This window comes from Pseudomonas sp. ef1 (assembly GCF_007293365.2).
Classification (GTDB): domain Bacteria; phylum Pseudomonadota; class Gammaproteobacteria; order Pseudomonadales; family Pseudomonadaceae; genus Aquipseudomonas; species Aquipseudomonas siliginis.
Window position 1 is genome coordinate 3,130,683 of record NZ_CM129815.1, and the last position, 14,965, is coordinate 3,145,647.

Annotated in this window: 11 protein-coding genes, 1 tRNA gene and 1 pseudogene; 8 read left to right on the forward strand and 5 right to left on the reverse strand. The window is 60.1% G+C overall.

The features are described from left to right. Positions 1–6: 6 nt before the first annotated feature. The 5 genes and pseudogenes from FEE99_RS14155 (at position 7) to FEE99_RS14175 (ending at position 7,822) form a co-directional block, all read left to right on the forward strand. Positions 7–3,213, forward strand: a complete 3,207-nt coding sequence (locus FEE99_RS14155; protein WP_064361087.1) for a transporter substrate-binding domain-containing protein — start codon at positions 7–9, stop codon at positions 3,211–3,213. Positions 3,214–3,371: 158 nt separating this feature from the next. Further along, positions 3,372–4,238 (forward strand): pirin family protein, encoded by an 867-nt coding sequence (locus FEE99_RS14160; RefSeq protein WP_041478517.1) that lies wholly within the window; start codon positions 3,372–3,374, stop codon positions 4,236–4,238. Positions 4,239–4,567: 329 nt separating this feature from the next. Next, entirely contained in the window at positions 4,568–6,010 is a 1,443-nt protein-coding gene (locus FEE99_RS14165) for a mechanosensitive ion channel family protein (protein WP_041478518.1), read from the forward strand. A gap of 83 nt (positions 6,011–6,093) precedes the next feature. Further along, the gene (gene xth, locus FEE99_RS14170) at positions 6,094–6,888 is read left to right on the forward strand and encodes an exodeoxyribonuclease III (protein ID WP_041478519.1); all 795 of its coding nucleotides are present in this window, start codon (positions 6,094–6,096) and stop codon (positions 6,886–6,888) included. Positions 6,889–6,989: 101 nt separating this feature from the next. After that, positions 6,990–7,822, forward strand: a pseudogene (locus tag FEE99_RS14175) (arylamine N-acetyltransferase family protein). On the opposite strand, the gene FEE99_RS14180 reads toward FEE99_RS14175, so the two are convergent. Beyond that, positions 7,819–8,154, reverse strand: a complete 336-nt coding sequence (locus tag FEE99_RS14180) for a BrnA antitoxin family protein (protein ID WP_041478521.1) — start codon at positions 8,152–8,154, stop codon at positions 7,819–7,821. The pseudogene FEE99_RS14175 and the gene FEE99_RS14180 sit on opposite strands and share 4 nt — an antisense overlap. A gap of 3 nt (positions 8,155–8,157) precedes the next feature. Next, on the reverse strand, positions 8,158–8,442 hold the full coding sequence (locus FEE99_RS14185) for a BrnT family toxin (RefSeq protein ID WP_041478522.1): 285 nt from the start codon (positions 8,440–8,442) through the stop codon (positions 8,158–8,160). Positions 8,443–8,694: 252 nt separating this feature from the next. On the opposite strand from FEE99_RS14185, the gene FEE99_RS14190 reads away from it, so the two are divergent. Beyond that, positions 8,695–10,218, forward strand: a complete 1,524-nt coding sequence (locus FEE99_RS14190; RefSeq protein WP_024012376.1) for a nucleobase:cation symporter-2 family protein — start codon at positions 8,695–8,697, stop codon at positions 10,216–10,218. A gap of 112 nt (positions 10,219–10,330) precedes the next feature. On the opposite strand, the gene FEE99_RS14195 is transcribed toward FEE99_RS14190, so the two are convergent. Then, positions 10,331–10,406, reverse strand: a tRNA-Asn gene (locus FEE99_RS14195). A gap of 219 nt (positions 10,407–10,625) precedes the next feature. On the opposite strand from FEE99_RS14195, the gene FEE99_RS14200 reads away from it, so the two are divergent. Then, the gene (locus FEE99_RS14200; protein ID WP_024012377.1) at positions 10,626–10,856 is read left to right on the forward strand and encodes a hypothetical protein; all 231 of its coding nucleotides are present in this window, start codon (positions 10,626–10,628) and stop codon (positions 10,854–10,856) included. Here the strand turns inward: FEE99_RS14200 and FEE99_RS14205 are convergent. Both FEE99_RS14205 and FEE99_RS14210 read right to left on the reverse strand, forming a co-directional pair. Then, the gene (locus FEE99_RS14205; protein ID WP_041478524.1) at positions 10,853–11,053 is read right to left on the reverse strand and encodes a hypothetical protein; all 201 of its coding nucleotides are present in this window, start codon (positions 11,051–11,053) and stop codon (positions 10,853–10,855) included. The genes FEE99_RS14200 and FEE99_RS14205 overlap by 4 nt on opposite strands. A gap of 230 nt (positions 11,054–11,283) precedes the next feature. Continuing rightward, positions 11,284–12,480 carry an amino acid aminotransferase gene (locus FEE99_RS14210; RefSeq protein ID WP_016773918.1) on the reverse strand — a complete coding sequence of 399 codons (1,197 nt, stop codon included), beginning with the start codon at positions 12,478–12,480 and terminating at the stop codon, positions 11,284–11,286. 337 nt (positions 12,481–12,817) lie between these two features. Here FEE99_RS14210 and uvrB point away from each other — a divergent pair, with 337 nt between their 5' ends. Then, positions 12,818–14,833: an excinuclease ABC subunit UvrB gene (gene uvrB, locus FEE99_RS14215; RefSeq protein WP_016773919.1), complete on the forward strand. Its 2,016-nt coding sequence runs from the start codon at positions 12,818–12,820 to the stop codon at positions 14,831–14,833. The last annotated feature ends 132 nt before the right edge of the window (positions 14,834–14,965 follow it).

Here is a 14,965-nt window from a genome sequence, read left to right on the forward strand (position 1 = left end):
CTCGACATGACGCAGGGACTGCGGGTTTTAGGGATTTGGCTGGGGCTTGCCGCCTCGGTCTGGGCGAATGATCAGCCGCAGACACTGGAGGTGCTGGCGCGCCTCGAACCGGGGGGTATCCAGGTCCGCCTCGATGATCGGGAGCGCCAGTGGCTGCGTGAGCATCCAGTCTTGCGCATGGGCATCTCCGGCCCGGATTACCCGCCCTTCGAAATCACCCGCCAACAGCATGAGCTGGAAGGGCTGACCGCCGATTACGCCGATCTGCTGGCGCAACTGCTCGGCATCAGGATCGAAGTGCGGCGTTTCGCCGATCGGCCGGCACTGATGGCCGCACTCAAGCGCGGCGATGTCGAACTCTTGGGCACCTCGAACAGTTTCGAAGCGGCGGATCCGGCCTTCATTCTGTCGCGGCCTTATGCTGAAGATCAGCCGATGCTGGTCACGCGCCACGACGAGAAGCTGCCCGCCGACCTGACGGCCAAACGCATCGCCATGGTCGAGGATTACCTGCCACTGGCCCATGTTCAGGCGTTCTACCCCGGCGCCCACGTGCAGCTTTATGCTTCGGCCATGGATGCACTCGGCGCGGTCGCCTTCGGTGCCGACGACGTGTACCTGGGCGACTTCATCAGCGCCAATTATCTGATCAACACCAACTATCGCAACGACCTGCAATTGGCCGGGCCGTCGGGGCTTGACGCCAATCCGTTCGCCTTTGCGTTGTTGCGCAGCGATGTGGTGCTCAAACGCATCGTCGACAAGGCCTTGCTGGCCGTGCCCATGGAGCGTCGGCATCTGATCGAACAGCGCTGGAGCGTCGGCCTCGCCGAGATGGCCGAACAGTCGCGGGTACAGCTCAGCGCCGCTGAACAGCAGTGGCTTGATCAGCACCCGGTGGTGCGGGTGGGCGCGGTCGAAGACTTCGCGCCGTTGGCGTTTTTCGATGCCGAGGGACGCTTCAACGGCCTGGCAGCGCAGTTGTTGAGCCTCATCGCTCAGCGCAGCGGGCTGAATTTCGAGATCGTGCGTGGCACCTCGTTGAACGATCAGTTCGAGCAGCTCCAGGCGGGTGAACTTGATGTCCTGCCGGTGGTGACGCCGAGCACCGAGCGGGAAGCGCAGCTGCAATTCACCCGCGCCTATCTGAACAATCCGTTCGTGCTGGTCAGTGCGGCGAACGGGCCACATCCATTGCCGCTCGACGACCTGGCGAGCAAACGCCTGGCCATCTATCGCGGCCACCCGTTGCGCGAATACCTGCTGCAACGCGTGCCCGGACTACGTCTGGTCGAAGTGAAAAGCCCCGCCGAAGGCATGGCGCTGATTGCCCGAGGACAGGTCGACGTAACGGTGAGCTCGTTGCTGGTGGCGCGTTTTCTGATTGCCCGGCAGTACCGCGATCGCCTGCGAATTACCGGCACCGTTGGCGATCAGCCGGCGCGCATCGCATTGGCCACGGCGCCGCAATCGGCATTGCTGCACTCGATCCTGAACAAGGCGTTACTGAGCATTGCGCCGCAGCAAATGGATGAACTGGTGGAGCGCTGGAGCCACGATGTAGTGGTCGAGAACAGCTACTGGCTGCGCCACCGTCAGGAGATTCTGCTGGGTTTCGCCAGCGCAGCTGCCTTGCTTCTGTTGGCACTGCTGTGGATTGGCTGGCAGCGCCGGCAGATCCACCAGCGTCAGCAATGGTTGCTGCAACTGCAACAGGCCAAGGACGCGGCGGACGAAGCCAGTCGGGCCAAGAGCACTTTTCTGGCGACCATGAGCCACGAGATCCGCACGCCGATGAACGCCCTGATCGGCATGCTCGAACTGGCCCTCAAGCGCGCAGAGGAGGGCGTGACCGATCGACTCGCCATTCAGGTGGCGTCGAATGCCGGCCAGCAATTATTGGCGTTGATTGGCGACATTCTCGATATCGCTCGTATCGAATCGGGGCATTTGTCCCTCGCGCCCGAGCGGGCCAACCTGCGGGAGACGGTGTCGTCGGTATGTCGGGTGTTCGAAGGGCTGGCGCGGCAGAAGCGCTTGTTGTGGCGCATCGAGCTTGATCCGCGCGCCGACGTGGATGTGCTGGTCGATCCGACGCGCTTCAAACAAGTGCTGTCCAACCTGTTGAGCAATGCGATCAAATTTACCGAGGCAGGCGAGGTCAGCCTGCGACTGCAGATCGTTGCGATATCGGACGAGCAAGTGAATGTGCAGGTGCTTATCGAAGACAGCGGCATCGGTATAAGTGCTGAAGATCAAAAGCGCCTGTTCAGCCCGTTCGTTCAAGCGAGCAATAGCCTCCAAGCGGCGCGCAGCGGTTCCGGCCTGGGGCTGGTGATCAGCCGTAACCTCTGCGAAATGATGGGCGGCACGCTGGGTCTCGATAGTGATCTCGGGCAAGGCACGCGAGTAAAAATCAATATCCAGTTGCCGCTGCTGACGTCGGTGACGACCACACTGGCAACGCCCGAGGCGGCGGCCGCGACGTGTGTATTAAGCGTGTTGGTGGTCGACGATCACCCGGTCAATCGTTTGCTGATGTGCTGGCAACTTAGTGAACTCGGGCATCGCACGGTAGACGTTGGCGATGGTGAACAGGGGCTGGACCGCTGGCGAACCCAGGCCTTCGATGTGGTGATCACCGACTGCAACATGCCGCGACGCAATGGCTATGAGCTGGCACAGGCGATTCGCAACGAAGAAGCCGCCAGCGGCCGCAGGCCCTGTCTGATCCTCGGTTTTACGGCCAATGCGCAGATCGAAGAGCGCCTGCGTTGTCTGGATGCCGGCATGGACGGCTGCCTGTTCAAACCGATTCGCTTGCACGATCTGGCTGAAGCCATGAACGGCGCCCGCCGTTGCGAGCTTCACGAAGATGAACCGCCTGGCGCCGAGTCGGTCGAGATTGACCTGAGTGCCCTGGAGCAGATGGCCGGGACCGATCACTCGTTGATCGAGCATTTGCGCAACGAAGTCGGCAACAGCCTGCGTGATGATCTCCAGGCTCTGGATCAGATCCACGTCGGCGACCGCAACGGCCTGCGTGAGCTGGCCCATCGCATCAGGGGCGGCGCGCAAATGGTCGGCGCTGCGCGGGTTGTTGTTGCGTGTGTTGAGCTGGAAACGGCTTGCCGAGGCAGTGAAAACGCAGTTATCAACCGTGCCATCGACAGGTTGCGCGAAGCCATGCACGGCCTCGCACGGTGCCTCTGAACCAATGCAGTCTGCTGTGGGAGCGAGCCTGCTCGCGAAATGCGCGCTGCTGACCCAATTGTTCTGCACATGGAACACTCAAGCCGGTTTTCACCGTCTAGTCGAATATTCGATATGCCTTTAGGCTTAATCCAATGCATTTACACATTGGAGACCCCATGAAAAACATCATCGGCATTTACACCAGCCCGCGCGGCCATTGGGTCGGCGATGGTTTCCCGGTGCGCACACTTTTCTCTTACGACAACCTGGGCAAGCACATCAGCCCGTTTTTGCTGCTCGATCACGCCGGTCCCGCCGAATTCACCCCGACCACTGAACAGCGTGGCGTCGGCCAGCACCCGCACCGTGGTTTTGAAACCGTGACCATCGTTTACGACGGCGAAGTGCAACACCGCGACTCCACCGGCAGCGGCGGCACCATCGGCCCGGGCGACGTGCAGTGGATGACCGCAGCGTCCGGCATCCTCCATGAAGAGTTTCATTCGGAGAATTTCGCCAGAACCGGCGGCAAGCTGGAAATGGTCCAGCTGTGGGTCAACCTGCCGGCCAAGGACAAAATGGCCGCGCCGGGTTACCAGACCATTCTCGACCGCGACATTCCCAGCATCGCGCTCAAGGACAACGCCGGCAGCCTGCGACTGATCGCCGGTGAATTCGACGGGCACACCGGACCTTCGCGCACCTTTACGCCGATCGACGTCTGGGATCTGCGCCTCAATGCCGGCAAGGTGCTGACGCTTGATCTGCACGAAGGACGCAATACCGCACTGGTGGTGCTGAAAGGTTCGGTGCAGGTCAACGGTGCGGAATCGGTTGGGGTAGGGCAGTTGGCGCTGTTCGAACGCGACGGTAATCGACTCACTCTCCAGGCTAGCGAAGACGCGGTGGTATTGCTGCTCAGCGGCGAGCCGATCGACGAACCGATCGTCGGCCATGGCCCGTTTGTGATGAACACCGAGCAGGAAATTCATCAGGCCTTCGCCGACTTTCAGTCCGGGCGTTTTGGCCGGATGCACGCCTGACCCCGAGCTTTACTGGCAACTGAAACTCCCTGTGGGAGCGAGCCTGCTCGCGAATGCTCTGATTCAGTCGAAGAGGTAGTGACTGACAGGACGCCTTCGCGAGCAGGCTCGCTCCCACAGGTTTTTCAGCGTCTGATCGTTCCCACGCTCTGAGTGGGAATGCAGCCGGGGACATTCCGCGTCCCACAGCCTCAAGATCGCAGCCTTCGGCAGCTCCTACAGGGTTTCGCAGTGTTTTCAAGCGGCGGTTCATCCGCCGAAATCAATTGCTCCTACACTGTGCCAATCTGTGCGATCTTCTCGCGATTGGCCTTTGTCGGAGTTGTTTGATGCTGTCTCTGCTGACCGAACACCCTTTGTTTAGCGCGTTGATCCTGATCCTGCTCGATCTTGGCCTGTGGCGGCTGATCAGCTCTCGCGGCAGCGAATGGAAGCTGTTGGTGCGGGTGCTGATTTTCGCCCTGTTCAGCATTGTGCTGTTCAACGAAGGCCTCAACCCGATGGAGCCGGCGCCGTGGGCCGACAACGTGCCGCTGCATCTGGCGGCGACCGGGTTGCAGATCGGCTGGTGGCTGTTTGGTGCGCGAACCCTGACGGTGCTGATCGGCGCGGTGATGATGCAGCGGGTCGGCCACACCGGCCGGCTGTTGCAGGACTTGCTCGGCGCGGTGATTTTCCTCATCGCGATCATTGCGGCGCTGGCGTACGTGCTCGATCTGCCGGTCAAAGGCGTGCTGGCGACGTCCGGCGCGTTGGCGATCATCGTCGGTCTGGCCTTGCAGAGCACGTTGAGCGACGTGTTCTCCGGCATCGTCCTCAACACCACCAAGCCCTATCAACTCGATGACTGGATCTCCATCGACGGCACCGAGGGCCGCGTCACCGACATCGACTGGCGCGCCACTCGTCTGCAAACCAGCCAGGGCAGCATGGCCGTGATTCCCAACTCGCTGGCGGCGAAAGCCAAAATCATCAACTTCAGCCGACCGAGCAATATGTTCGGTGTTTCCGTCAGCGTGCCTGTCAGCCCCCATGCCCGGCCCAGTTCGGTAATCGAGGCGCTGGAGCGGGCAATGCAGGGTTGTCGGCAATTGCTCGACACACCGGCGCCGAGCGTATCGTTGAAGAGTTCTGCCAGCGGCGGCGCGGAATACGAAATCAGTGGATTTGTCGCCTCGATGGGCGAGAAGCGCGTGGTGCGCAATCAGTTGTTCGACCTCGCTTACCGACATTTGCAGGCCTCCGGCGTCAACCTGCTGTCGAGCAACGAGACCAGCGCCGCACCGCAGTTGTCGCGGCCAAGGGCGTTGTTGGAAAGCTCACCGATCTTCTCGACTCTGCGCGAGGAAGAAAAAGACACCTTCAGCCAGAACATGACCCTGCAAACCTTCCGCGCCGGCGAAACGATTCTGGCGGGCGGGGAGGTCAGCGATCATTTGTTCATCATTGAATCCGGCGTGGTTTCGGTGACGCTCAAGCGCCATGGTGCACCCCTGGAATCCGGGCGCATGGGGCCGGGCGAGGTGATCGGCGAGGCCGGGATTCTCTCCGACACCGCGCTGCCGGCGGATTTTTCCGCGAAGACTTTCTGCGCCCTGTATCGCATCGAGAAGTCCTACCTGAAACCGTGCCTGGATGCGCGCCATGACATCCATGATGCGATGCAGGCGTTGCTCGATTTCCGCCTGCACAAGGCGCAGTCGCTGACCGAGGAAGCGCCCGTGGTCGCGCCGAAAAGAGGCTTCCTGCAATGGCTGCGTAATCGCGTCTGAGCTGTCGCATTGTCATTCGATGCAACCTGCGCGGCGTTCTCAGGGTCACAATTTGCAATCCCACCGGGCAGGAGTTGCAGACGATGAAAAACCTGCGAATCGCCACCTTCAACGTCAATGGCATGCGCGCGCGGCTGCCGAATCTGCTGGAGTGGCTCAAGCGCGAGCAGCCGGACATCGTCTGCCTGCAAGAGCTCAAATCGGTCGACAGCGCATTTCCCGCCGCCGAACTGGAGGCCGTCGGTTACGGCGCGATCTGGCAGGGCCAGGCGTCATGGAATGGCGTGGCGATTCTGGCGCGTGATGCGCAGCCGTTGGAGAGTCGACGCGGTTTGCCCGGCGATCCCGATGACACGCACAGCCGCTATATCGAAGCGGCGGTGCACGGTGTGCTGGTCGGTTGCCTGTATCTGCCCAACGGCAACCCGCAGCCGGGGCCGAAATTCGATTACAAACTGGCCTGGTTCGAGCGTCTGATCAATTACGCCAAAGACCTGCAAAGCAGCGATCACCCGGTGGTGCTCGCCGGTGACTTCAATGTCGTGCCCACCGACATGGACATCTACAACACGCGATCCTGGCTCAAGGATGCTTTGTTGCAACCCGAAAGCCGCGAGTGCTATCAGCGCCTGCTGGGCCAGGGCTGGACCGATTCCCTGCGCCACGTGTATCCCGAAGAACGCATCTATACCTTCTGGGATTATTTCCGTAACCATTGGCAAACCAACTCCGGCCTGCGCATCGACCACCTGCTGCTCAACCCGGCATTGAGCCCGTATCTGCACGATGCCGGCGTCGACGCCTGGGTGCGCAACGAACCGCACGCCAGCGACCATGCACCGACATGGATTCGCATCGCTTCGCGGAAAAAGCGCTGAGCGGGCGATTGGCGAAATCAATTGTCGGAAGCCGTGCTTGATCCCGTATACAGGGCAATATCCACGCAGTGTTCTGCGGCCCCACGCATAAGGATCGAGCAATGAGTGCGCCACGGCTGAGCAATACCAATCTGTATCTGCAACGTCTGGGTTTCGATGCGCCGCCGCCACCGACACTGGATACGTTGCGTCAGTTGCAACTGCGCCATACCGCCGAATTTGTTTTCGAGAATCTGGCTACGGTCATGGGTGAACCGGTGTCGATCGACCTGGACTCCATCGAAAGCAAGGTGCTGCAGCAGGGGCGGGGCGGCTACTGCTATGAGCTCAATCATTTGTTTTATGCGCTGCTGCTTGAATTGGGCTTCGACGCGCGGGCGATCAGCGGGCGCGTCGTGATGAATCAACCGGAAGGCAGCTGGACGGCGCGCACCCATCGTCTGAGTCTGGTGACCATCGACGCAGTGCGTTACATCACCGACGTCGGCTTTGGCGGCATGGTGCCCACCGCGCCGCTTTTGCTCGACAGTGAACATGAGCAACTAACCCCGCACGAACCCTACCGCATAGACAAGCAGAACGATGGCTACCTGCTGCGCGCCCAGGTCGCAGGCGAGTGGCGGCCGATGTACCTGTTTGATCTGCAGCGCCAGGAAGACATCGATTACACCGTCGGCAACTGGTACGTCTCGACGCATCCCGAGTCACCTTTGCCCAGCGCCTGATGCTGGCGCGCACCGGCGCTGGTTGGCGCAAAACCCTGAACAACGGCAGTTTTGCCATTCATCACATGGGCGCGGACAGTGAGCGGCGCGAGGTGGCGGATGTCGACGAGCTGATGAAATTGCTGCGGCGTGAGTTTGATCTTCAAGTGCCTGATTCACCGCGTGTGCGGCAAGCGCTGGCTCGGGTCATCGCGCCAGCCTCCATCTAAGGCTTTACATCAGGCTCCAATACGCGACGGATTTCGCCGATTGCCGCTGACAGCTTTCTCTCGAGACTCTTGAGATCGGTGGCGGTGATGCCTTTCTTGAATTGCCCCGTCAGACCTGAATCGTCAGCGCTTTCCTGCTGGCGTGCGCCATCAAGCAAAGCATGGCGCAGGGTGTTGTTGATCACGGTCTGATAGCCAAAGCCCTCGGTTTCTGCGGCGGTACGCGCCGCTTCGATCACCGCGTCATCAAGCATGATGGTGATGCGGGTCTTGCCCTTGTTCGGCACTACTGCGCCGCGTTTACCTGCGGAAAAGTCATATTCGTCTTTCATCGTTCAAGCCTCCTGAAAATACGCGCGCCGTTCGCTGGGTGTGGCGAGACGTGCGGAAATGATTCGAACAACATTGGCTTCGCGATAGCTGTAAGCAACGGCAAGCACACGACCTTTGGCATCGAGGCCGAGGGTGATCCAGCGTTGTTCGTCATGGTCGTTGTCCTCAAGTGTCAGTGCGCGTTCGTCGTGGAAAACCGGTTCGGCTTCGGCGAGGCTGATGCCTTTGTGCTTGAGTTTGTTGGCTGCGTTTTTGCTTTTGTCGTACTGAATCTTGAATGACTTCATTATGCATACTTTATATGTATAAAAAAGAGCGCGACTGCACCGTCGGTCGCCGTGAACACTTCAGCCTAGTGGGCACTGGCGCGAGCGCAGCGGGGATGTGTTGCCGAATTTGTTGGGGCAAGAAGCGCAGGCTAGAAGGTTGGATGGCTACCTAACCATTATGTGACTGATAAGTTGTATACAACTCTATGGACATTTGTCCTGAGTATTGAATACAGTGTGCGCATAACAAAAACCAGGGAACCCCCCACCATGAAAACGCCCCATGTTTCACACCAACGGCCCGAGGACGAAAACCTCGGGGTCGGCGCGAATATGGCTTACGGCCTGCAACATGTTCTGACCATGTACGGCGGTATCGTTGCGGTGCCACTGATCATTGGCCAGGCGGCCGGTCTGTCGCCGGCGGACATTGGTCTGTTGATTGCTGCTTCATTGTTTGCGGGGGGGCTGGCGACGTTGCTGCAAACCCTGGGTCTGCCGTTTTTTGGCTGTCAGCTGCCGCTGGTCCAGGGCGTATCGTTCTCTGGCGTGGCGACCATGGTCGCGATCGTCAGCAGTGGCGGGGAGGGCGGTTTCCAATCGGTGCTGGGCGCGGTGATTGCCGCCTCGTTGATCGGCTTGCTGATCACGCCAGTGTTTTCACGCATCACCAAGTTCTTTCCGCCGCTGGTCACCGGCATTGTGATCACCACCATCGGCCTGACGCTGATGCCAGTGGCCGCACGCTGGGCAATGGGTGGCAACAGTCACGCGCCGGACTTCGGCAGCATGCAGAACATCGGTCTGGCGGCGGTCACGCTGGTGCTGGTGTTGCTGCTGAGCAAGGTTGGCAGCGCGACCATTTCTCGGCTGTCGATTCTGCTGGCCATGGTCATCGGCACGGTGCTGGCGGTGTTCCTTGGCATGGCGGACTTCTCCAGTGTCACCACCGGCCCCATGTTCGGCTTCCCGACACCGTTCCACTTCGGCATGCCGACCTTCCATTTCGCCGCGATCCTGTCGATGTGCATTGTGGTCATGGTGACGCTGGTGGAAACCTCGGCGGACATCCTCGCCGTGGGCGAAATCATTGACACCAAGGTGGATTCCAAACGCTTGGGTAACGGCCTGCGTGCCGACATGCTGTCGAGCATGTTCGCGCCGATCTTCGGATCGTTCACGCAAAGTGCGTTCGCGCAGAACGTCGGCCTGGTGGCGGTGACCGGTATCAAGAGCCGATTCGTGGTCGCCACCGGCGGTCTGTTTCTCGTCGTCCTCGGGCTGCTGCCGTTCATGGGGCGGGTGATTGCCGCCGTGCCGACTTCGGTCCTTGGCGGCGCAGGGATCGTGCTGTTCGGCACCGTGGCGGCGAGTGGCATTCGCACCTTGTCGAAGGTGGACTACCGCAACAACGTCAACCTGATCATCGTTGCCACTTCGATCGGTTTCGGCATGATCCCGATCGCCGCGCCGAACTTCTACGATCACTTCCCGAGCTGGTTCGCGACGATTTTCCATTCGGGCATCAGTTCATCGGCAATCATGGCAATCCTGCTCAACCTGGCGTTCAACCACTTCACGACCGGCAACTCGGATCAGCAGTCAGTGTTCGCCGCAGCCGAAGAGCGCACCCTGCGTTATCGCGATCTGGCCGCGCTGCGTGAAGGCGATTACTTCAGCGACGGCAAGCTGCATGATTGCGATGGCAAGGAAGTGCCGGTGATCGAGCCGGATGACCATGATCATGGCCACGGCGCGCCAAAGGTGCAGGTGAAAAGCAGCGAACATGTCTGACTGCTGCGTCTGAACAGGAAAGGCCGATCTGCCCAAACAGATCGGCCTTTTGGTATTTTTCGTGCGCCCACAAAAAAGCCCCTGAACCTTGCGATTCAGGGGCTTTGCTATTTGGCTCCACAACCTGGACTCGAACCAGGGACCCAGTGATTAACAGTCACTTGCTCTACCAACTGAGCTATTGCGGAATTGGTGCGTATGTTACTGATTCAAAAAGAGAAGTCAAGCATCGCCTGGCAACTTTTGCGATTCAGCGGGACGGACGGCATTTTGTCAGCGATTGGCGGTTACCAGAAAGGCCTCAGAGGTCTACCATGGCAGCCCGGAAGTGGTCACACGCGCTACCGGCCATTCGCCGCAAAGGTACGCGCCATGACTCAAATCACCCGTAACATCGAGGTGCTCGCATGAGCACTGCACAGATCAGCCTGCCCAAAGGGATCGGCCCGCACGCCGAAAAACTCTTCGATGCAATCACCGGGGCAAGTACTGCCGAAGAATTGAACCGCGCCGGCGGCAAGGCCGAAGGTTTCGTCCTCGGTCTCGAAAGCAGCAAGGCCATCAAAAGCCAGGTCGCCGAATCGCTGTATGTGATTTACGACGATGCCGCCACCCAGCGCTCGGCTGAACTGGCTTAACTGCCGAAGGTAATCGTGCCGAGCATCAGCTTGGCATAGACCGCTGTCGCCGCCAGTTGCACCAGCCACAGGGCCAGGCCACCGAGGAATACCCCGGTGGCGACTTGCAGCACCAGGCTCTTTTCACGCTTGGCCGGAGCGCGCGGGATGAAATCATCCAGGTCGTCACGGTCGGCGCGCAGGTTGTCGTTTTTCATGTGGGTTCTCTTCAAAAATCTCGGGTGTACACAAAACCGGTAGGAGCTGCGGAACGCTGCGATCTTTTGATCCTGATCTTAAAAAACAAGATCAAAAGATCGCAGCCTCGTTGCACTCGTCAGCTCCTGCACTTTGAATTGTGTGCAGTCTAGAGGTTGCACGGCGGTTCCAGGGACAAATAAAAACGGGAAGCCGTTCAAGGCTTCCCGTTTTTCATCACTCGCCGAAATCAGATGACCTGAACGATCGCGTCCGTCACAGCCTTGATGTTGCTCTGGTTCAGCGCGGCCACGCAGATGCGGCCGGTGTCCAGGGCGTAGATGCCGAACTCGTTGCGCAGGCGATGCACTTGTTCAGTGGTCAGGCCGGAGTAGGAGAACATGCCGCGCTGACGACCGACGAAGCTGAAATCGCGGCCCGGGGCTTTTTCCGCCAGCAGGGCAACCATCTGCTCGCGCATGCCGCGAATGCGCAGGCGCATCTCGGCCAGCTCGGCTTCCCACTGTGCGCGCAGTTCCGGGCTGTTCAGAACGGCAGCAACAATGCTGGCGCCGTGGGTCGGCGGGTTGGAGTAGTTGGTGCGGATCACGCGCTTGACCTGCGACAGCACGCGCGCGCTTTCTTCTTTCGATTCGCTGATGATCGACAGTGCGCCAACGCGTTCGCCGTACAGCGAGAACGATTTGGAGAACGAGCTCGAGACGAAGAAGGTCAGACCGGATTCAGCGAACAGGCGCACAGCGGCGGCGTCTTCATCGATGCCGTCGCCGAAGCCTTGGTAAGCCATATCGAGGAACGGCACGTGACCTTTGGCCTTGACCACTTCCAGTACCTTGTTCCAGTCCGCCGGGGTCAGGTCGACGCCGGTCGGGTTGTGGCAGCAAGCGTGCAGGACAACGATCGAGCCGTTCGGCAGGGCGTTGAGGTCGTCAAGCATGCCGGCACGGTTCACGTCATGGGTGGCAGCGTCGTAGTAACGGTAGTTCTGCACCGGGAAACCAGCGGTCTCGAACAGCGCGCGGTGGTTTTCCCAGCTTGGATCGCTGATCGCCACGACGGCGTTCGGCAGCAATTGCTTGAGGAAGTCGGCACCGATTTTCAGTGCGCCGGTCCCGCCGACGGCCTGAGTGGTGATGACGCGACCGGCGCTGATCAGCGGCGAGTCGTTGCCGAACAGCAGTTTTTGCACGGCCTGGTCGTAGGCAGCGATGCCATCGATCGGCAGGTAACCGCGCGAAGCGTGTTGCGCGACGCGAATCGTCTCGGCTTCGATCACCGCGCGCAGCAGTGGAATTCGCCCCTCTTCGTTGCAGTACACGCCTACGCCCAGGTTGACCTTGGTGGTCCGGGTATCGGCGTTGAATGCTTCGTTGAGGCCCAGGATTGGATCGCGGGGTGCCATTTCGACAGCGGAGAACAGGCTCATTATTACGGCGGCTCTGAATGGAGAATGGAGGGACGTGTAGCGCTCCAGCCGAATGCACTAGAGCGGTGCACAAACGGGGAGCTAGTATAGAGGCCATCACCGCGCAATGGCGACAGGCGAATCGGCTTTTGGGGTAAGTTTTTCCGATTATTTCTGGACCGTTAGTCGATTGACTTTGTCAGACTCTTTACCGGATGTAGGACGTTTGCCTTGAAAGGTCAGGCAATCGCCACCACATTCAGCACAATCCAGGTTTTTTCTTGCGCGACATCGGTCGTTTGCGGTCGTCCTCGTGGTGCTCCGTCTGACGCGGAGCGCCGCGAATCCAGAGGTGTGTATGTCGGAATTCCAGCTAGTCACCCGCTTCGAGCCTGCCGGCGATCAGCCGGAAGCCATTCGCCAGTTGGTTGAGGGCATTGACGCCGGGCTGGCGCACCAGACATTGCTCGGTGTGACCGGCTCGGGCAAGACCTTCAGCATCGCCAACGTCATCTCCCAGGTACAGCGTCCGACGCTGGTGCTGGCGCCGAACAAGACCCTGGCCGCGCAGTTGTACGGTGAGTTCAAGGCGTTCTTCCCGAACAACGCCGTTGAATACTTCGTTTCCTATTACGACTACTACCAGCCCGAAGCCTATGTGCCGTCGTCCGACACCTTCATCGAGAAGGACGCGTCGATCAACGACCACATCGAGCAGATGCGACTGTCCGCGACCAAAGCGTTGCTGGAGCGCAAAGATGCGATCATCGTCACCACGGTGTCGTGCATATATGGTCTGGGCAGCCCGGAAACCTATCTGAAAATGGTCTTGCACGTGGATCGCGGTGACAAGCTCGATCAGCGCGCGCTTCTGCGGCGCCTGGCTGACCTGCAATACACCCGCAACGACATGGATTTTGCCCGGGCGACGTTCCGCGTGCGCGGTGATGTGATCGATATCTTCCCGGCGGAATCCGATCTGGAAGCGATCCGCATTGAGCTTTTCGACGACGAGGTCGAGAGCATTTCCGCGTTTGATCCGCTGACCGGCGAAGTCATCCGCAAGATGCCGCGCTTCACTTTCTATCCGAAGAGCCACTACGTGACGCCTCGGGAAACCCTGCTCGACGCCATCGAAGGCATCAAGGTCGAATTGCAGGAGCGCCTCGAATACTTGCGCAGTAACAACAAACTGGTGGAGGCCCAGCGCTTGGAGCAGCGCACCCGTTTCGACCTGGAGATGATCCTCGAACTGGGTTACTGCAACGGCATCGAAAACTACTCGCGCTACCTTTCCGGGCGTCCATCCGGCGCGGCGCCACCCACGCTTTACGACTATCTGCCTGCCGACGCCTTGCTGGTGATCGACGAATCCCACGTCAGCGTGCCGCAGGTCGGCGCGATGTATAAGGGCGACCGCTCGCGCAAGGAAACCCTCGTTGAGTACGGCTTCCGCCTGCCTTCGGCGCTGGACAACCGGCCAATGCGTTTCGACGAGTGGGAAGGGGTCAGCCCGCAGACCATTTTCGTTTCGGCGACCCCCGGCAACTATGAAGCCGAGCACGCCGGGCGCGTGGTCGAACAAGTGGTGCGGCCGACCGGCCTGGTCGACCCGCAGGTTGAAGTGCGGCCGGCACTGACTCAGGTCGATGACTTGCTCTCGGAAATCACCAAGCGCGTGGCGATCGAAGAGCGTGTGCTGGTCACCACGCTGACCAAGCGCATGGCCGAAGACCTGACCGATTACCTCGCCGACCACGGCGTGCGCGTGCGTTATCTGCACTCGGACATCGATACCGTCGAGCGCGTCGAGATCATCCGCGATTTGCGCCTCGGCGTGTTCGATGTGCTGGTCGGGATCAACCTGCTGCGTGAAGGCCTCGACATGCCGGAAGTGTCGCTGGTGGCGATTCTCGATGCTGACAAGGAAGGCTTCCTGCGTTCCGAGCGCTCGCTGATCCAGACCATCGGTCGCGCGGCGCGTAACCTCAATGGCCGGGCGATTCTCTACGCCGATCGCATGACCGGTTCGATGGAGCGGGCGATTGGCGAGACCGAGCGCCGTCGCGAGAAGCAGATCGCTTTCAACCTGGAAAACGGCATCACCCCGAAAGGTGTGATCAAGGACGTCGCCGACATCATGGAAGGCGCCACCGTGCCCGGTTCGCGCAGCAAGAAGCGCAAAGGCATGGCCAAGGCCGCCGAAGAGAACGCCAAGTACGAAGCGGAACTGCGCTCGCCAAGCGAAATCACCAAACGCATCCGCGCGCTGGAAGAGAAGATGTACCAATTGGCGCGGGATCTGGAGTTTGAAGCGGCGGCGCAGATGCGTGACGAGATTGCCAAGCTGCGCGAACGATTGCTTACGGTATAAGGGATCGTTCCCACGCTCTGCGTGGGAATGCCGCCCGGGACGCTCTGCGTCCCATCGCTCGCGTGACGCAGAGCGTCACAGGATGCTTTCCCACGCAGAGCGTGGGAACGATCATTGTGTATCCCTGTGGGA